This window comes from Pseudomonadota bacterium, assembly GCA_026388215.1.
GTDB lineage: Bacteria > Desulfobacterota > Syntrophorhabdia > Syntrophorhabdales > Syntrophorhabdaceae > JAPLKF01.
In genome coordinates, this window is sequence record JAPLKF010000010.1 from 20,387 (window position 1) to 39,376 (window position 18,990).

Annotated in this window: 19 protein-coding genes and 1 tRNA gene; 8 read left to right on the forward strand and 12 right to left on the reverse strand. The window is 43.5% G+C overall.

Going from position 1 to position 18,990, the window contains the following annotated elements:
- The first annotated feature begins 8 nt into the window (after nucleotides 1-8).
- The 4 genes from NTU69_00740 to NTU69_00755 all read left to right on the forward strand — a co-directional run bounded on the left by NTU69_00740 (nucleotide 9) and on the right by NTU69_00755 (nucleotide 4,873).
- Nucleotides 9-1,499 carry an NADH-quinone oxidoreductase subunit M gene (locus NTU69_00740; GenBank protein ID MCX5802057.1) on the forward strand — a complete coding sequence of 497 codons (1,491 nt, stop codon included), beginning with the start codon at nucleotides 9-11 and terminating at the stop codon, nucleotides 1,497-1,499.
- Nucleotides 1,500-1,511: 12 nt separating this feature from the next.
- The gene (locus NTU69_00745) at nucleotides 1,512-2,906 is read left to right on the forward strand and encodes an NADH-quinone oxidoreductase subunit N (GenBank protein ID MCX5802058.1); all 1,395 of its coding nucleotides are present in this window, start codon (nucleotides 1,512-1,514) and stop codon (nucleotides 2,904-2,906) included.
- A 127-nt stretch (nucleotides 2,907-3,033) separates the two neighbouring features.
- Nucleotides 3,034-3,237, forward strand: coding sequence for a 4-oxalocrotonate tautomerase family protein (locus NTU69_00750; GenBank protein MCX5802059.1), 204 nt, complete (start codon nucleotides 3,034-3,036; stop codon nucleotides 3,235-3,237).
- 43 nt (nucleotides 3,238-3,280) lie between these two features.
- Nucleotides 3,281-4,873 (forward strand): FAD-binding protein, encoded by a 1,593-nt coding sequence (locus tag NTU69_00755; GenBank protein MCX5802060.1) that lies wholly within the window; start codon nucleotides 3,281-3,283, stop codon nucleotides 4,871-4,873.
- Here the strand turns inward: NTU69_00755 and NTU69_00760 are convergent.
- Together NTU69_00760 and NTU69_00765 are read right to left on the reverse strand one after the other, a co-directional pair.
- Nucleotides 4,851-5,552, reverse strand: a complete 702-nt coding sequence (locus NTU69_00760; protein ID MCX5802061.1) for a SagB/ThcOx family dehydrogenase — start codon at nucleotides 5,550-5,552, stop codon at nucleotides 4,851-4,853. The two genes, NTU69_00755 and NTU69_00760, sit on opposite strands and share 23 nt — an antisense overlap.
- A gap of 52 nt (nucleotides 5,553-5,604) precedes the next feature.
- Nucleotides 5,605-6,066 (reverse strand): hypothetical protein, encoded by a 462-nt coding sequence (locus tag NTU69_00765; GenBank protein ID MCX5802062.1) that lies wholly within the window; start codon nucleotides 6,064-6,066, stop codon nucleotides 5,605-5,607.
- A 156-nt stretch (nucleotides 6,067-6,222) separates the two neighbouring features.
- Between NTU69_00765 and hisF the strand changes: the two genes are divergently transcribed.
- The 3 genes from hisF (at nucleotide 6,223) to NTU69_00780 (ending at nucleotide 8,188) form a co-directional block, all read left to right on the forward strand.
- Nucleotides 6,223-6,987: an imidazole glycerol phosphate synthase subunit HisF gene (hisF, locus tag NTU69_00770; GenBank protein MCX5802063.1), complete on the forward strand. Its 765-nt coding sequence runs from the start codon at nucleotides 6,223-6,225 to the stop codon at nucleotides 6,985-6,987.
- A 44-nt stretch (nucleotides 6,988-7,031) separates the two neighbouring features.
- Nucleotides 7,032-7,418, forward strand: coding sequence for a pyridoxamine 5'-phosphate oxidase family protein (locus tag NTU69_00775; protein ID MCX5802064.1), 387 nt, complete (start codon nucleotides 7,032-7,034; stop codon nucleotides 7,416-7,418).
- 209 nt (nucleotides 7,419-7,627) lie between these two features.
- Nucleotides 7,628-8,188: a nitroreductase family protein gene (locus NTU69_00780; GenBank protein MCX5802065.1), complete on the forward strand. Its 561-nt coding sequence runs from the start codon at nucleotides 7,628-7,630 to the stop codon at nucleotides 8,186-8,188.
- 88 nt (nucleotides 8,189-8,276) lie between these two features.
- On the opposite strand, the gene NTU69_00785 is transcribed toward NTU69_00780, so the two are convergent.
- From NTU69_00785 to NTU69_00815, 7 genes are all read right to left on the reverse strand, one after another.
- The gene (locus tag NTU69_00785; GenBank protein ID MCX5802066.1) at nucleotides 8,277-10,235 is read right to left on the reverse strand and encodes an acetoacetate--CoA ligase; all 1,959 of its coding nucleotides are present in this window, start codon (nucleotides 10,233-10,235) and stop codon (nucleotides 8,277-8,279) included.
- An 87-nt stretch (nucleotides 10,236-10,322) separates the two neighbouring features.
- Entirely contained in the window at nucleotides 10,323-11,030 is a 708-nt protein-coding gene (locus tag NTU69_00790; GenBank protein ID MCX5802067.1) for an ABC transporter ATP-binding protein, read from the reverse strand.
- Nucleotides 11,027-11,779, reverse strand: a complete 753-nt coding sequence (locus NTU69_00795; protein ID MCX5802068.1) for an ABC transporter ATP-binding protein — start codon at nucleotides 11,777-11,779, stop codon at nucleotides 11,027-11,029. Before NTU69_00795 ends, NTU69_00790 begins: the two co-directional genes overlap by 4 nt.
- Before the next feature lies 1 nt (nucleotide 11,780).
- The gene (locus NTU69_00800; protein MCX5802069.1) at nucleotides 11,781-12,755 is read right to left on the reverse strand and encodes a branched-chain amino acid ABC transporter permease; all 975 of its coding nucleotides are present in this window, start codon (nucleotides 12,753-12,755) and stop codon (nucleotides 11,781-11,783) included.
- Nucleotide 12,756: 1 nt separating this feature from the next.
- Complete coding sequence (locus tag NTU69_00805; protein ID MCX5802070.1) at nucleotides 12,757-13,641, reverse strand: branched-chain amino acid ABC transporter permease; 885 nt, start codon at nucleotides 13,639-13,641, stop codon at nucleotides 12,757-12,759.
- A gap of 16 nt (nucleotides 13,642-13,657) precedes the next feature.
- Entirely contained in the window at nucleotides 13,658-14,908 is a 1,251-nt protein-coding gene (locus tag NTU69_00810; protein ID MCX5802071.1) for an ABC transporter substrate-binding protein, read from the reverse strand.
- Nucleotides 14,909-14,949: 41 nt separating this feature from the next.
- Nucleotides 14,950-15,795, reverse strand: coding sequence for an SDR family oxidoreductase (locus NTU69_00815; GenBank protein MCX5802072.1), 846 nt, complete (start codon nucleotides 15,793-15,795; stop codon nucleotides 14,950-14,952).
- Nucleotides 15,796-16,051: 256 nt separating this feature from the next.
- Between NTU69_00815 and NTU69_00820 the strand changes: the two genes are divergently transcribed.
- Complete coding sequence (locus NTU69_00820; protein MCX5802073.1) at nucleotides 16,052-17,524, forward strand: sigma 54-interacting transcriptional regulator; 1,473 nt, start codon at nucleotides 16,052-16,054, stop codon at nucleotides 17,522-17,524.
- A gap of 146 nt (nucleotides 17,525-17,670) precedes the next feature.
- On the opposite strand, the gene NTU69_00825 is transcribed toward NTU69_00820, so the two are convergent.
- The 3 genes from NTU69_00825 to NTU69_00835 all read right to left on the reverse strand — a co-directional run bounded on the left by NTU69_00825 (nucleotide 17,671) and on the right by NTU69_00835 (nucleotide 18,968).
- Nucleotides 17,671-18,258, reverse strand: coding sequence for a DUF3313 family protein (locus NTU69_00825; GenBank protein MCX5802074.1), 588 nt, complete (start codon nucleotides 18,256-18,258; stop codon nucleotides 17,671-17,673).
- Nucleotides 18,259-18,541: 283 nt separating this feature from the next.
- Nucleotides 18,542-18,832: a hypothetical protein gene (locus NTU69_00830; GenBank protein MCX5802075.1), complete on the reverse strand. Its 291-nt coding sequence runs from the start codon at nucleotides 18,830-18,832 to the stop codon at nucleotides 18,542-18,544.
- A gap of 60 nt (nucleotides 18,833-18,892) precedes the next feature.
- Nucleotides 18,893-18,968 (reverse strand) — tRNA-Ala (locus NTU69_00835).
- Between the last annotated feature and the right edge of the window lie 22 nt (nucleotides 18,969-18,990).

An 18,990-nucleotide genomic window follows, 5' to 3' on the forward strand; every position in this document is an offset into this window, starting at 1 on the left:
AAGGATTGATGGCTATGGAACAGTACCTTTTGATGAATCCCCTGAAATTCCCGATACTCTCAACCACCATATTTCTCCCCCTTCTCGGGGTAATCATCCTCCTTGTGATGAGGGATGAGAAGGCTATAAAGGTCACCGCTCTGATCACGGGTATCATAAACCTTTTAGTCTCCCTACTGCTCTATTTTAACTTTAATCCAGATACATATCTCTTCCAGTTTGGTGAGTTTATACCGTGGATACCAGCCTATAACATAAATTACATACTCGGTATTGATGGCATTACTATCTTTTTGGTAATACTCACTGCCCTTCTTGCCCCTATCTGTGTCCTCTGCTCGTGGACTGCCATCGAACACAGGATTAAAGAGTTCATGTTCTGTATATTGCTCATGGAAACTGCCTTGATCGGGGTTTTCTGTTCCCTTGACTTTATTCTCTTCTATGTCTTCTGGGAAGCAATGCTTATCCCCATGTATCTCCTGATAGCAATCTGGGGTGGTCCGAAAAAGGATTATGCATCGATAAAGTTCTTCATATACACATTGTTTGGCAGTGTGTTTCTTCTTGTTGCGATTATTGCAGTGTATCTTGCTACCGGTAGTTTCAATATACCGAATGCGATGTTCAGAGAATACAGCCTTACATTTCAGTACTGGGTATTCCTTGCCTTTGCCATTGCCTTTGCTGTTAAGGTGCCGATGTTCCCCTTTCATACATGGCTTCCTGCAGCACATACAGAGGCACCTACTGCAGGCAGCGTGTTTCTTGCCAGTGTGCTTCTGAAGATGGGTACTTATGGGTTTTTGAGATTCTGCCTGCCCATTACGCCAAAGGCGAGCCTTTATTTTGCACCATACATGGTAGCGCTCTCCATTATTGCGATTATATATGGTGGTTTTGTATGCTTGAGCCAGACTGATATGAAGCGGCTGATAGCATTTTCAAGCGTTGCTCACATGGGATTCGCAACGTTAGGGATATTCTCATTTACCCTCTTTGGATTTGAGGGGGCCCTTTTACAGATGCTCAACCACGGTGTTTCTACGGGTGCGCTCTTCCTCTGCGTGGGCATTGTGTATGAAAGGACGCACAGTCGAGAGATTTATGATAATGCAGGCCTTGGTAAGATCATGCCTGTATACATGGGTTTCTTCGGTCTCTTTTCTATTTCAGCGCTTGCCTTTCCCGGCACAAATAATTTTGTTGGAGAACTCTATGTACTTATAGGAACATTTTCTCAAAATAAGGTTGCAGGTTTTTTTGCGGTAATTGGTGCTGTCCTCGCGGCAGCTTACATGCTGAGGTTATTAAAACAGATTGCATGGGGTAGAGAGGACAAGAGAACAATCAAGGACATGAATATAAGAGAGATTATATATTTACTGCCCCTTGCGCTTTTTGTGCTATGGATTGGGATTTTTCCTCGTCCGTTTGTGCATACTATAGAAAAGACACTGATTCATCTTGCTACACAGATGCAGGGTTTTTTTCATTAAAGAGGTAATGTTATGATGCTACTTTTGCCTGAACTGTATATGCTACTGGTCTCCGTGACATTTCTGTTCATCTCTCTCGGCAGGAGAAGAAAAAGCATCTTTATGTGTGCAAAATTAATATCCCTGCTTGGCCTTGTCGTTACACTCACCAGCATTACAGGCAGGGGATGGCTATTTCACGGTGCATACAAGATTGACCTTTTTTCGCAGGTATTCAAGGCGTTATTATCCTATGGTTTTTGTCTGGTCGTATTTATGCTTGATACAAAGGATGAGATAGAAGAAGGTTGCCTCCCTGAATATTTTATGTTTTTAAGCTTTTCGACACTCGGGCTTATGATGCTTGTGAGCTCAGTGGAGCTTATCTCAATTGTCATATCCCTGGAGGTTTCTTCTTATAGCCTTTACGTGATAATCCCCCTGAGAAAGGGGCAGACAAAAATTCAGTTAGAGGCATCAATGAAATATCTGTTTTTTGGTGCCATATCTACAGGTATCATGCTTTATGGTATGAGTTATCTCTATGGCATGTGCCATTCTACCTTTCTCTCAGAAATCCTTTTTATATTTCCAAAATTCATTGATCAACCGATAGGTATTCTTGCCTTAATCCTTACACTCACAGGATTTTTCTTTAAACTCTCCCTCTTCCCATTCCACTTCTGGGCCCCTGACGTTTACGAGGGCGCATCTAATACTACCACTACATTCATTGCAACTATCCCCAAGATTGCGGGTGCTGCCCTTCTCATAAGGATTACAATGCTTGCCTCTGCAGGGTCTTCACAATTTGTGAGTATCCTTATCATACTTTCTGCACTGTCAATGACCTTTGGAAACCTCGTGGCCCTTGTTCAAAAAGACATCAAAAGGCTTCTCGCCTATTCTGGCATTGCCCATGCGGGATATTTGATGATGGGTATACTTGCATTAAGCAGGGATGGCAGCGCATCAGCAATATACTACATTACTATATATTTATTCATGAACCTTGCATGTTTTTATGTGGTTATACTCCTTTCGAAAAAGGGTGAAAATATCGTGCTTAATGACCTTGTGGGACTTTCTAAAAGGGCACCACTTCTTGCATTCACCCTTGCGGTCTCTGCCTTTTCCCTTGCAGGCATCCCCCCAACCGGCGGTTTTACAGGGAAACTTTTTCTCTTTACAAGTGCTTTTAGGGAAGGTTACCTGACTATTGTAATCATAGGTGCGGTCAATACGGTCATCTCGATATTCTATTACCTTAACCTTGTAAGGATGAGCTACTCCAAAGAGGCACCTCTAATAGAGCCTATCAAGCTTTCCTTCCATGAGAAGGCCCTCTGCTATATCTTCATATTCCTGATCCTTTACATGGGCATCATGCCCTTTGGATTGTTAGGGATATTCACGGCTGCAATCTGAAAAAGTATATTTTCATCCCCCAACGGGAGATCAAAATTACCCTTGAATGGCGAGTACAGTAAAGGAAAGGTTGTTGCATGGGAATCTAGTGGTGTGGTAATTTATTCAAAAAAAGGAGGATTTCATCATGCCATACGTAAATATCAGGGTAACAAAGGAAGGTGTTACGCAGGAACAAAAGGCACAACTTATCCAGGGAGCAACAAAATTGCTCATGGATGTTTTGGGCAAAAAACCACAGACCATATTTGTTGTCATCGATGAGGTTGAAACTGACAACTGGGGGGTTGGGGGAGAGACGGTAACAGCCCGACGGAAACGGGGTCAGTAATAGCACTGCTTTACATATAGCTGAAGGCAAAAAGGGACAGGAGATGAAAAAAGATATTATTGTAATAGGAGCTGGCCTTGCGGGGATGGTGGCCACATATATGGCTCAAAAAGAGGGTGCAGAAATAGTACTGATTGATAGAGGATCAATCGGAATTGGAACAAATTCAGCAATGTCAAACGGAGTATTTGCAGGCCCTACCTCTCATTACAGCCCAGATGAGTATATCAGGGATACACTTAAGGTCGGAAGGATGATTAACAGCGAACCTTTTGTGAAGCTCATTGCACGAGAGGCCCCTGAAGCCCTTAACTTTCTCAGCTCTTTTGGGCTTGACATAGTGGAATCCAACGACCTTTATGCCTTGAAGTCTTCGCGTCCTGATATTATCCCCGGCGTGACTCTGGTAAAAAAACTGGCTGAGGTTGTAAAAAACCTGGATAGGGTTCATATCTTGACAGATTTCTATGTAGAAGAGATTTTGAAAAAGGAGAACCGGGTATATGGTGTGAGGGGTTTTGACAAAACAGGGAGAGAAATGGATATTTATGCCCCGGCTATTGTTTTAGCTACAGGCGGTGCTGGTGCCATCTATCTTAGGAATGACAATCAAAAAAACACGATGGGCCAGGGATACTACTTGGCTGCCAGGGCTGGCCTTGAGCTGTGGGACATGGAGTTTGTTCAGTTTTACCCCCTTGTGATTTCAGGTCCCCATCTTCCTTCTATGTTACATTATCCCCCATATCCCAAGGAAGCAAAACTAATCAACGCATCTGGTGATGATGTAGTAAAAAAATACGGGATGGATAATATCAATGAAGCCGTTATAAAGAAAAGGGATGAATTCTCTGCAATCCTCTTTGAGGAGATTAAGTCAGGCCCAGTATATATGGACTACCGGAATGTCCCTTCTTCATCATGGGGAAAACATCCCTTAAGTCTTTTGGCGAAGTTGAGGTTTGATTTTCGAAACAAACCTGTTCCTACATCCCCTGCTGTCCATTTTTTCATGGGAGGGGTGAGAACAGATGAACGGGGACATACCTCGCTAAAAGGTCTTTTTGCCTGTGGTGAAGTTGTATGGGGGCTTCACGGTGCAAACAGGAGGGGCGGGAATGCCCTGACTGAATGCGTTGTTTTCGGTAGAATTAGCGGACGCAGTTCAGCTCAATATGCCCTTGCCAACCGCTTGCCTTCTTTAGATTTAGAAAGGACACCCGGAGATAAGGCTTCTTACCCAACACCAACAGGTGGTCAGTTGAGAGAAATACGCCAGAAGATAAGAGAAATTGCATGGAATTACGCTGGGATGGTAAAGACCGGAAAGGGATTAGAAGAGGGTCTTGACAGACTTGAAGAGGTAGAGGGGCAGTTGAGAAAAACTGATTTCAAGGGTGTCATGGAAAGAAAACTGAAAGAAGATTTGGTGAGCGCATCCTTCATACTACGGGCAATTTTCTTCACAAGCCTTTCAAGAAAGGAGAGCCGCGGAAGCTTTATCCGCAAGGATTTTCCACAAGAGGATAATATAAACTGGCGGAAGAATTCATGCCTTGCATATGACCCGGAAAGAAACACGTTTTCCGTAAGTCATCACGATGTCATTGCCCCTATTTTTTTCCCACAGGCATGATATAAATGGGTTGTTCCTTTTCAGACATGTTTAAGGCCCTTCTCACATCCTCGTCTTTAAAACCTCCTATTACGACGGCCCCGAGCTTAAGGGGAATGGCCTGCAAATAGACATTCTGGGCAGCGTGACCGGCCTCCACATACATCCATCTTGGATTTGTCGAGCGCTCTGACATTCCGGAGAATACCAAGACTGCCGGGGCATTTTTAATGGGAGCCTGACCAACTGCATTGAATAGCTCGGCTTTTTTGTCTCCCCCGGAGATCTTTATGAGTTCATGGCCCCGGGGTTGATATTTATACATACCAATTGGAAGGTTGGTTACGTTTCCTGAAAGCAGATACACATTAAGCAGGTAAAGGACCCTTGCTGAGGGGGCTGTCCTCAGGCCTCTCCCGGGCTCTGTAATCCCCTGGGCTGCCCAGAGTATCTGGGATATCTCAGGGAGCGTTAAGGGTTCATCTCTGTAACTCCTCAAAGACCTTCTCTCCAGTAAGGCCTTCTCTACTGATACATCACCGTTATACCTGGGGAGTGGCAATTTGACGGCTTCTGTTTTGGAACCTTTATCCTGAGCGAGGGCATGTTGGCCTCCTCCGTAAAGGAGAAATGATATTGAGATTATCCAAAAAACTAAAAATGATAGAACAAAGATAGGCACCAAGGTATGTTTTTTCATACGTTACCTCCCAGGGAAATTTGGCAATAAACCGTCATTAAAATCCACATTATTAAGGGTATATTAATTTATATAATGCCGGTATTGCCTTATGTGTTGACCTTGAGCGGAGCGGGGACCAATCTGTTTTTATTCCCCTAATAAGGGGTTTTGTTTCATTCATGAGGATTGAGGAGGCCCCTAATTGATTTCCTTCTCCATCGTAGTCTATCGCAGGTATGACCCTGTACTGTTTCTTTTCTGAGTCTATTTCCACCAGGCTTAAGGTATATTTATATTTTTGATAGCCATTTGTCGGTAGCCCCATCCCTTCCCTCTGTTTTATATAATGGCTGATGGCCTGTTTCTTTTTAAACACAAAGGCAACCCATACCACAACCCTTGGGGGCATTGGCTGATAGCACTCGACCGATGCATAGATACCATCCTCATCTCCTTCAGAGTCTATTATATTGTCTATATCGGAATAAAAGGCAAATTTATCATCCTCATAAATCGATTTCCAGTTCCACATCCTTTATTTCCTCCCTTGCAGAAAGGTATTCCTATAGTAACAAATTACCACATTTTTCAGGCAATTAATAAGAAAATAGTTGATTTCCTTTTTGATTTGACTTACATCTATAAGGCTTTAAGGTACCCATCAAAAATTAAAAGGAGAAAATAAGGTATGGACTATAAAAGAATTATCCCCTGTCTTGACGTAAAGGATGGCCGTCTGGTGAAGGGGATACACTTTGTTGATTTGAAAGAGGTTGGCGATCCAGCGGAAGCCGGCAGGGAATACAGCGAGGCAGGGGCTGACGAACTGGTTTTTCTCGATATCATGGCAACGGTTGAAAAGAGAAAGACGATGATCGATGTTATTAAGAGAACGGTTGAGAGAATAACGATACCGCTTACTGTTGGAGGCGGTGTAAGAACTGCCGGGGACATTGAAGAGTTGATGAGGGCGGGTGTCTCAAAGGTTTCGATAAATACAGCGGCAGTGAAGCGCCCGGATGTTGTGAAAGAAGCTTCAGGCATGTTCGGTAAAGAAAGGATTGTTGTTGCGATAGATACCCGCAGCTCCAAAAAGGTCCCGTCTGGTTTTGAGGTGATGGTGGATGGAGGAAGAACGCCAACGGGCATTGATGCTGTTGAATGGGCAAAAAAGGTGGAGCAACTTGGGGCCGGTTCGATACTCCCCACAAGCATGGACGCAGATGGGACCCAGAAGGGATACGATATCCCGATGACAAGGGCAATAGCTGATGCGGTCAAGATACCTGTTATTGCATCAGGAGGTGCGGGGACACTCGAACACCTCTATGAGGCAATTGTTGATGGACATGCAGATGCGGTGCTTGTTGCATCAATTGCACACTTTGGCACATATACGATAAGACAGATGAAGGAATATCTGTCAGGACTGGGGATCCCGGTAAGGTTATAGAAAGAATACAGCTTTACTATTCGAAATTGTAAAAGGGGGTATAAATGAAGCTGAGTGAATATTTTGAGAACAAAGAAGGACGCGGTGTTATTGCAACCGCAGATTCTCATGGTTTTGTGAATGTAGCTGTTTACTCAAGACCTCATTTTATTGATGAAGAGACAATTGCTTATATTATGACCGACCGTCTGACGCACAAGAATTTGCAATCGAACCCTCATGCAGCATATCTTTTCATGGAGTCTGGTGAGAAGTTTGCAGGGAAAAGACTCTATCTTACAAAGATAAAAGAAGAGACAGACCCAAAGCTGATTAACGAAATACGGTGGAGAAAGACTTATGTGGTGCCCGAAGATCAACAGAAGGAACCAAGATACCTTGTATATTTTCATATAGATAGGGTGCTGCCATTGATCGGGGATAAAAAATGATGGAACATAAGGGCGGTCGCCCGGGTGCTGACAGACAAAAGAAGCATCCGCCTGTCGGTGAGAGATGTTTCATTCTCCTTTTATAGAGCATTCCGATGATTGGAAATGTCCGATATGCGGTGCGCCCAAAGGTGCATTGTTGAAAAGCAATGAAAGTATGTTGATGAAACAGATTTAAATGTGTTAAAATGGTTTTCAGGGGTGATAGTATGGAACTTTTAAAGGCAGTATCTGAGCGAAGGAGCATAAGGAAGTACAGGAGAGACCCTGTTCCTGACGAGATAATCCTTGAAATCCTCGAGGCAGCAAGATGCTCTCCTTCATGGGCAAATACCCAGGTCTGCAGGTACATTGTGGTGAAAGACCAGAAGGTAAAGGAGGAACTGAGCAATGCTCTGCCACCAACCAATCCGGCACATAATGCAATTATAGAGGCGCCCTGTGTAATATGCCTATTTGCCAAAAAAGGTTTGTCAGGGTTTTATAAAGGAGCTCCTGCAACTGACAAGGGGGGCTACTGGTTCATGTTTGATGCAGGGATTGCCATGGAACACATTGCCCTTGCCGCATGGAGCTTTGGTCTTGGAACTGTCCATGTAGGTCTTTTCGATGCAAAAAAGGCACAGGAAGTTCTCAAAATACCGGAGGAATATAGCGTTGTTGAGATGGCCCCTCTTGGGTATTTTGGTGAACCGCCGAAACCCACACCAAGAAGACCTCTAAAGGAGTCGGTATTCCTCGATTTCTACGGCCAACCCTATATCAAGTAAAATGCCCCACTGCGTAATATGCAGATAGATGGGATAAAAAGGCTATACCCCGAGAAATTTGTACAGGAAAAAATACGCAGTCATGTCCTCATTTCTGAACATTATGCAGAATCTTCTCAAAATAATCAAGTGACTGAGGATTGACCAGGGCATCTCTGTTGGTAACTGGCCTGCCATTAATTATATTCGTGATAGCGCTCTCTACCTTCTTCATATTGAATGTATAGGGTATATCAGGGGCCTCGAGAATTAAAGCAGGGACATGCCTTGGAGATGCCTTATCCCTGAGCGCTCTTTTTATCTTATCCTTCAAATCATCGGTAAGGGTTGCCCCAGGAGAAAGCTTCACAAAAAGGAGAACACGCTGGTCATTTTCCCAGCTCTGTCCTATGGCTACACTGTCGGCTATCTCATCAAATGCCTCTACAATATTGTAAATTTCAGCTGTACCTATACGAACACCCGATGGTTTCAATATGGCATCGGAACGTCCGAAGAAGGTTATGCCATGGGTATCACTGTAGAACTCCACATAATCTCCATGTCGCCATACATTCGGGTATATTGCAAAGTATGCATCTTTATACTTCGTATATTCGGGGTCGTTCCAGAAATAGAGAGGCATTGAAGGGGCAGGTGCTTCACAGACAAGCTCCCCCTGTTTGTCAAAAACTGGATTCCCCTTATCGTCGTATGCCTTCACCTTCATTCCCAGCGCAGGGGCCTGCAGTTGCCCGGCATATACTGGCAGCGTTGGAGACCCGATCGCAAAACAACCGTTGATATCAGTACCACCGGAGAGAGAATTAAAATGGACATCATCCTTGATATATTTATAAACATACTCGAATCCTTCAGCAGAGAGGGGAGAACCGGTCTGGCCGATTGCTTTCAGCGAAGTGAGTTTGAATAACTCTTTTGGTTTGAAGCCCTGACTCTTCAGCAGATTAATGTACGTTGCGCTTGTCCCGAAAAAGGTTATTTTCTCGTCATCTATCAGCTTCCACATAGTCCCCAGATCCGGATATCCAGGGTTCCCATCAAAGAGGACAATCCTGGCGCCAACTGCAAGTGAACTTATGAGCCAGTTCCACATCATCCAGCTCGGTGCCGTCATATAGATGATAGTGTCCTCTCTCTTCAAATCTGAATGGAGAACAAGCTCCTTCAGATGGTTGATCAGTATTCCGCCAACACCCTGTACCATACATTTCGGTTTCCCAGTTGTTCCTGAAGAAAACATAATATAAACGGGATGGTCAAAGGGCACCTGCTCGAATACAATCTCATCATCTTTTCCGCGGGCCAGGAAATCCTTGTAGAGAACAGCCCTGGGTATGGAACTGATGTCGGGTTTTTCGCTGACGTAGGAAACAATGACCACCTTTTCTATTGACGGTACTGCTTCCACAACTTCCTTAACATCGGAGAGCATATCAAATGGTTTGTTTTTATAGAGGTACCCATCAACAGCGAACAGGACCTTTGGTTCTATCTGGCTGAAACGGTCAATAACTGCCTGCATACCCAGTTCCGATCCGCAGGATGCCCAGGTGGCACCAATGCTTGTAGTGGCGAGCATGGCAATTGCCGTCTCCGTCATGTTCGGCATATATGCCACTACCCTATCTCCCTTTTTCACTCCTTGGCCTCTCAAAGAACTTGCAAGACGCCCAACGGCTTTATAGATCTCTTCATAGGTAATATACACTGTTGGCTTGGTTTCACACTTAAAAACAAAAGCAACCTCTTTATCCCTGTATCTGAGAAGGTTTTCAGCAAAATTCATCTCTGCACCTAAAAACCACCGAATGCCGGGGAATTTCTTCAAATCATCCACTACCTTCTCGTACCTTTTTGATGCTTTAATCTCTACAAAATCCCACACGCTTGCCCAGAAATCTGGAATATTCGTGATTGACCAATCATAGAGATCGAAGTAACCAGTGAATTGCTTGTTGAACCGCTTGTTTATAAACCTTATGAATTTTGTCATATTTGCATTTTTTATTCTCTCCTCAGATGGTTTCCATAGTAGCTGTTTCATTGTTTTCCTCCACAAAAGGTTCAAGGTTAGAGGTTCAAGGTTCAAGGTTAAAAGCATAGAACATGGAACATTGAACTTTGAAGATAATTAGATCATTAAATACTCTTTCTTAACCTCTTCGTTCGTAGCTAATTCCTCAATACTGCCGTGGTATTTGATTCTCCCCCTGTCAATTACATAGGCCCGCTCAGCAACAGATAATGAAAACCTCACGTTCTGCTCAGAAAAGAGGATTGTCACCCCTTCATTCCTGAGTTTTTTCAGCTTATTCGCAAAGTCTTTCACTATAAGAGGCGCCAGCCCTTCAACCGGTTCGTCAAGGAGAATCAATTCGGCATTCCCCATCAGGGTTCTCCCTATGGTCAGCATCTGCTGTTCGCCACCGCTTAAATAGCCGCCGAGACTTTTTTCTAACTGTTTGAGCTTGGGAAAAATTTCATAGATTCTCTCGATCGTCCATGGTTCACCTTTAAAGTGCTCAGAATTTTTCCTTCCTATCTCAAGGTTTTCCAGTACCGTGAGGTCAGGGAAAATGAGCCTGTTATCAGGTACATATCCAACCCCCTTCTTTGCCACATAGTAAGGGGGTTTCCCCCTCATTTCCTCGCCGTAGAAGGTAACACTCCCCGTTTTCGGGGGGGTCAGCCCCATGATACTCCTCAAGGTTGTTGTTTTTCCTGCACCATTCCTTCCCAAAAGGCAGACGAGTTCCCCGCTATTTATATGAAGTGAAACATCAAAAAGTATGTGGCTTGTCCCGTAATATGTATTCATGTCCTTTACTTCGAGTATCATATCTCCTCACCAAGATAGCATTGTTGGGCTTCCTTATTATTCCTTACCTCTTCCGGGGTGCCCTCGGCAACAAGAACCCCCTGATGCAAAACAGAAAGTTTACGGGCATACCCGAAAATGACCGATATATCATGTTCAGTAAAGAGAATGGTCAAACCAATCTCCTTATTTAGGCGTTTTACCAACTCCATTGTATTGTGGGTCTCTTCTGATGACATCCCTGCTGTGGGTTCATCGAGAAGGAGAAGGCTGGGTTTACTTGCAAGGGCCAGGGCAAGTTCGAGTTTCTTTTTATCACCCTGCGAAAGGATTCCGGCTTCTGTGTCCCTGAATTCGGACAATCCGGTGATGTCCAGTAGTTCTAAAGTCTCATTCCGGGCAAGCTTCCTCGCAGGGGTAAAGAAATTAAGGGTCTTTTTCTGTTGCGCAAGAACTGACTGACGTACGTTCTCATATGTCGTAAGCTTTGGATAAATATTACTTACCTGGAAGGCGCGGGTTATCCCGGTACGGGCAATCTTATGTCGAGACCAGTTTGTGATATTCTTATCCATAAAAGTGACTGTTCCTCCGCTTACAGCATGATAACCTGTAACGAGATTAAAAAAGGTGGTCTTTCCTGCCCCGTTAGGGCCGATAATAGCCGCAATTTCACCTTTCGGAAGATTGTAATTTACATCTGTTAATACCTGGTACTTATGAAACGCCTTACTTAAGTGTTCGACCTGTAGGATATTGTCGTTTGCCATATCAAGATCCCCCGTGTTCAAGGGTTGTACTTTCTTTACTTTTAAGATGACCAAACTTTTCCTTGTAAACCCCTAAAACGCCACCAGGCAAAAGTAGAACAACGATAATAATGACGATCCCGCTCACCAGTGGCCAGTACTCGGTATAGCCCGTTACAAAGGCATTGAGAAGCGTGTAGATCACCGAACCGAGCATGGGACCCAGGAAGTAGTGGGGGCCTCCAAGGATCGCCATGAATACCGGACCGCCCGAGTGTTGCCAGCTACAGAGATCTGGCGCAACACTTCTGTTAAATGGTCCCCAGATGGCGCCTGCCAGACCGGCAAACATACCGGCAATCACAAAATTGATGAGCATATATCTCTGCACGTTGATCCCGATAAACTCCGTGCGCTCCGTGTTGTCCCGTATTGTCCTCATGGTATACCCGAATGGTGATTCGCTTATGAACCAGAGAATAATCGCCCCAATGGTTACGACCACAAGGGTAAAGAAATAGTAGGGATTAGTTTTGAATAGCCATGCAGGCGGATTAATCCCTTGAAGACCGTTGTCACCCCCTGTGAAGGAATACCACTGGAAGATGATATAGAAAACAAGCTGGCCAAATGCCATGGTCAGGATGGCAAAATAGATACCCCTTAAACGGACACAGAAATAACCGAGGATCAGCGCACATATCCCTGCGGTGACCATCGATATGGGCAGTGTCACGAAGAGCGGCCAGTTTGCTTTTACCATCAGGAGCCCCGTGGTATATGCACCGACCCCGTAATATGCCGCATGTCCGAAGCTGAGCTGCCCCATGTAGCCGAAGATCATATTAAAACTCAGGGCAAATAGGCCAAGAATAAGAATCTCGTTCAGCACATGGACCCAGAATTCCGTGACAATGAATGGCAAAATCAAAGCCAGGACAAAGAGTGCCGCTGGCATCCATATTTTTTTTAAGATATTATTTTTATGTTCAGCCATGTTATGTCCTCATCGGTGTTCCAAAGAGCCCCCATGGGCGTATAATGAGAATTGCTGCAGTAATTACAAAGATGAGAACCATTGCTCCAGCCGGCCAGTAAAGGATTGCGAAAGAGAAAACTTCACCCACAATAATCGCGCCTACAAGGGTCCCCAGAAGACTTCCGAATCCACCTATAACAACCACACAAAAGGCCTGGATAATAATAGCAATGTCCATACCGAGATTAACAGAACCTATAGGTGCCTGGACACCCCCTGCAAATCCTGCGATAAAGATACCGAGGGTAAATACCCATGTATAGATTTTCGGTATAGGGATACCAAGGGCCCCTACCATTTCACGGCTAAAAACGGCGGCCTTGACGATATGACCGTACCTCGTATATTTAAGAAACCACCATAAACCAAGGGCTACTGCAAAACCAGCAAGAATCACAAAAATAAAATAGGAATCAAAGGGGGCCCCGAAGATAAAAACGGGTTTTTGAATTGCAGGGGGACGGGCAATAAGCCTGTCCGTCGGGCCCCATACAATTTTTATCAAATCAGCAAAAATCAAGGCTAGGGCATATGTGATGAGCAACTGTTCATGGAGTTCCCTCTTGTAAATGTGCTTGATCAAAACAATCTCCGTAACCCACCCCACAGCAGCACATGCAAATCCGGCAAGGGGAATGCTGACCCATAAGGCAAAATTATACCCCTGCATTAGATACCAGAAGGAATAGCAGAAATATGCACCGATCAGCCAGAGCGTGGCATGGGCAAAGTTCAGGATGTTCATAACGCCGAATATCAGGGAGAGACCTGAGGCGACAAGGAAGAGTATCATGCCGTAGGTCAATCCGCTCAAAAACTGTGAAAAGAGAAAACTGAATTCCATGGTTTATGCCCTATAGTTATTTTTGTTCTGCTTTTCTTGCTGCAACAATTTCAGCTTCCGGGCGCTCACTTTCGGCACCTTTAACCTCTATCACGTCCTTTAAGATCGGGAATGGATATTTAGGGTCATCCCCCACAACGCCAACGTATGATGAACAACTTAACTGGTTATCAATGGGACGGAATCTCAGCTTGCCACGGGTCAGGTCAACGGTGAGCCCTTTCATGGCGTCCTTTACCTTATCCGTGTCGATGGTCTTTGCTTTTTCTATACCCTGTTTGAGGGAATACACTGCATCGTAACCCATAACAGCCCAGTCACTTGGATATTTTTTATACTTTGCCCGGTAATTTTTTACGAAATTTACCATCATCGGTACATCCAGGTGAGCAAAAAACGGTGCACGTGTAATTGATACGAGGCCTCTCGGGACTGTTTTTGCTTCTATAATCAACTCCGTGACGCTTACCATACCACCTGCAAATGTTACTTTTTCGAAAAAGCCATAAGGCCTCGCCTGTTCTATAAAGCTAACATTATCCTTTGAAGCAAGACATGGATATACAAAGTCTGGTTTCATTGCCATAATGCTTGTGATGAAAGAGGTAAACTGGGTCTCTCCAAGTCTTGGCCAGAATTCTTTCTTTAGCTTTAATTGAGGTGCTACCTTCTTAAGTTCCTTTACCACCTCTTCCTGGGTCGACCTTCCCCACTCGTAATCAGAGGCAAGTGTCACATATTCCTTCCATCCTTTATCCTTTGCCATTTTGGCAATTGCAAGAACTGCCGCCTTTGCCTGCATGTAACTGTTTGGAACTACCTGGAATGTATAAGGACTGTAGTTAATCTTTGTGATATTCTCCGAGTTGCTGATTGCAGCAATATGAAGGGTTTTATACTCCCTGCAGATCGGTTTCACCGCAACCGCAACAGCACTCGAATAATCATTAATAACTGCACGGACCTTATCCCTGAGGATCAAATCTTTTACCTCTCGAACACCCACATCCGGTTTTGTCTGTGTATCTCTCTGAAAAACCTTGATGGGATACTTTCCAAGGAAACCACCCTTTGCATTTATCTCATCAACAGCAACATGGATGCCTTCCAACTGGTCTTTACTGTAGAGAGTACCTGTGCCGGTAAATCCGAGGGCAACACCAAGGTTGTAAGGTTCTGCAGACATAACCTTACCTGAACCTGCCAACCCAACCAGAAAAACCAGTGCAACAAAAACAAATACAATCTTTAAAGCTTTGGACTTCATGACAAACCTCCTTTTTTTGTTATTTCCCTAAATAAAAAGGGCTAATACGTTAAAACCACACCTCCGTCAAACAAAAGATCCCCGCTATTTAAATATCTGGCGAAACGGGAGAAACCAAAGATAAAAAGATTTGCCACTTCAATTGGTGACATCATCTCTTTTATCCGTGATTTTCCCATCATGACATCCCTGACAACCTCTTCAGGGGTTATCCCGCGCTGCTCTGCCTGTGATGGAATCTGGTTAAGAGCCAATGCAGTTTTTACAAAACCTGTGCTCACAGAAAAGGAACGGATATACCCCTCCCCTTCAGCGGCAATAGATTGAGAGAGCGCCCTCATAGCAAATTTCGTTATATTGTAGACCGGTTTATTTAATGTACTGATATGGGCATGAATAGACCCCATATTACCGATGGCACCTTTGCCATCTTCGCTCTTTTTCATGTAAGGGATTGTCAATTTGGAGAGATAAAACGGAGCCCGGACCATCAGCCTCATCATAAAGTCATATTTTTCCATAGGAAAGTTTTCGATAGAATCAATATGCTGTATACCAGCAATATTTGCAAGGTATTTGATGCTGCCCAGCTTCACTGATTCTTTTACTGCATGTTCTACTTCTTTATCCTTTGTAAGGTCCGTTTTGATGAAAACCATTTGACCACCAATTTTTCGGGCTAAATCCTGGGTCTTTCTCCCCCCTTTTTCGTCCACATCAAGGCCAACAGCCATAAGATTATTTGCTGCGGCTGCAATACATGTAGCCCTTCCAATACCACTGCCTGCACCGGTCACAATACAGACATTGTTAATATTGAAGTCTGCATCAGAAAGAATTAATACATTTTCGCGTTTTATTTCGGGTTCATTTATATCGAATGACATGATAACCCCCGCTATGATTTGTAAAGAAAATAAATTTTTGAACATTTATATTGCAATACCTGTGCCACATGCCCTGATTCAAAAGATGACCATTTATAAATATTTGTAATTGTTAGGATATTTCCTATTTCCAGGGGATATGATACACTATCAATAAGCCATTTATTGTAAATAAATTTTGTCGAACATTAAAATTTATGTAGAATATTTTATACAAATAGATATATGCTTGTAGCAGAATAGATACAGGGGGCATATGCAGGAAAAAAAGATACGAAATCCTTATGCCGGGAATAAGGGCTCAGATAAGGTTAATCCACCAGATTTCGAACACCAGGATGTTAAGAAACAGCTTAAGATGCTTAAAATGATTTTTGATAATATTTACAATGGTGTTGTGGTCACCGATACCAATGGTTATATTGTTTATTTCAATAAACCCTATGGTCAATTCCTGGGGGTTGATCATGAGGCTCAAATTGGCAAACATGTCACTGAAGTAATAGAAAACACACGCATGCACATTGTAGCAAAAACAGGAAAACCAGAAATCAATGTCGCACAAAGGATTCAAGGGCAGGACATGGTGGTTCAGCGAATCCCTATTAAGAAAAACGGTAAAGTTATTGCTGTGTACGGGCAGGTGATGTTTAAAAAGGTAAGCGATGTCAGTAAGCTTGCAAAAGAATTATCTTTCCTTGAATCAAAGGTAAAACTTTATGAAGAAGAACTCATCTCGCTGCGCTCTACCCGTTATACATTTGATAGTATCGTTGGGGCAAGTAATACCTTGTCTGATCTTAAAGGGCAGGCGTTTAAGGCTGCCAGTAATAACTTCCCTGTCCTGATTACGGGCGAATCAGGTACAGGAAAAGAGATGTTTGCCCAGGCAATCCATAATGCCAGTCCCCGTAAGCTATATCCCTTCATAAAAATTAATTGTGCTTCCATACCAAAAGACCTGATTGAATCCGAGCTCTTTGGTTATGAAAAAGGTGCCTTCACAGGGGCAAGTCCATACGGCAAACCCGGTAAGTTTGAGCTTGGAAATCATGGTACTGTGTTTCTTGATGAAATAGGTGACCTGCCTATAGAGATGCAACCGAAATTGTTGCGTGTCCTTGAAGAGAAAGAGTTCGAACATATCGGTGGAACTATACCTATCAGGTCAGATTTTCGTCTGATTACAGCAAGCAACCAGAATCTTGAAGAGATGTTGCAGGATGGGAGATTTCGCAAGGACCTGTTTTATCGATTGAATGTGATACGATTACGTATTCCACCCCTTCGTGACAGGACAGAGGACATCACCCCCCTTGTACACCATTTACTACAGCGGATTGCACAGGATCTATCTATTCCAGAAGTAAAGATAGACCAGCAGCCCGAATATGCTTTAAGCAGTTACGATTGGCCGGGAAATGTCCGGGAACTCCTTAACGTACTTGAGCGGGTTGTTTCTTCTATGGAAGGGAATGTTATTCATCTCCGTGATATACCCTTCCATATATATAGTAAACAAAAGAAAGCAAGGGACACGCACCGTGGTGCACTGAGGGATGTCAACGCCACTGCCGAAAGAGAGGCAATACAATACGCCCTGGAGACAACCAACTACAATAAGACACAGGCTGCTGACTTACTCGGTATTCACAGGACGCTTCTTTACAAAAAGATAAAAAAATATAATCTTTTTCTTGATAATAGAACCAACATACCGTCATTGTAGAAAAATTGATACACTTCCTGAAGGGTTGTCTTTGCTATTCTATTTCAATATGCAACATTACATCAGTATTCAGTTCTTGGTCTGACACAACTTGCTATAAGACTGTGGAACACTATGGCACTTTTCTGCAACGACGCCGGAAAGATTTAATGAGTCTTTTTCTTTAGAGGTGATTTATATGCCTGACCCCTGCTTTCTGAAAGAAATTTTGCCAAGCTGTCCGCCCATAAATCCATAGTATCATAAGCATAAGCCCATCTGCTTTTAGCCTTTATTCCTATCATAAATTCAACTGGATCAATATCTGTCGTCGCCGGCCCCTTGTGCTTGTCTGACAGGACAATGAGTTGTTCCTTTGTTGTGTGGTCAATTACGACACCCTCCATTCCCATTATTGCACCTGTAACACCTGTGTATAAATATACGCCTGTTATTATATTTGTAATAACGTCTGTCCCTGCTACTTCTGTAAGCTTTAATTGAATTTCAAACGCTTTGTATCTTCTTATCTCCTCTCCGTTCTCTTTGACAGGCATTACTATGCCAAGTATGTTTCTAAATCGTTGTTTCATTTCTTTTGACAGTTTTTCCAGTTCTTCCATTGTTGCTTTTTTGTCAAAAACACCTGAAGTTATCAACCTTGCATTGCGTGTATCTACATCTCTGATGTATAGGCACTGATAATTGGCAAGATCTATTCCTGGTTTTACATATGATTCTTTAAACCCCTTCACACCTATGGTTTCGGATTGTTTTTCTGGTTCTTTTTTTAAAAGGTTTTTCTTATCGATGTTGGCACATGAGTTGAGACCTAAACATATAGGAATAAAAATACATGCAATGAATAAATGTTTCTTTATGATTTACCTCTTCCTATTTGTTTCAACCCCCTTTTATGCATTCTCCTACTTTTATATTAAAAACCAGCACCATCAGCCCCTTAATGATGATGCGTTGGAGTTACCCCCCCACCACTTGTTGCAGCTGCGACACCAGCTGCTACTGCTGCTCCAACTGCTACACAGCTGCAATTGTGCCTGCCCCAAGAGAGAGGATACTGGTACGTTTACCTCTTTCAATCAAAAACTGAGTAATTTCAAGTTTCGAGTTTTGGCCAACGCTGAGCATACTGTCATCGCCGAGCAATAGTTTTGTCCTCGCCCTTTCGCCTGTAGATACAAGGTCCTTAATCTGCAACCCATCGTCAACCTTTGGTTTTATCGTTGCCTTTTCCCTTGTCAGTGATACATTACCACGGATTTCAGAAAATTTACCTACGGTATCGGCAAGAAGTGAAACAGGAAACAATTAAAATTTGTTTTATTGCTGGGGGCCAATGGCCTGGAATGGAGTTATTTGATAAATGCTTGGTGGAGCTGAACGGGATCGAACCGTCGACCTCATGACTGCCAGTCATGCGCTCTCCCATCTGAGCTACAGCCCCACTGGTATTTTTATAACAACAT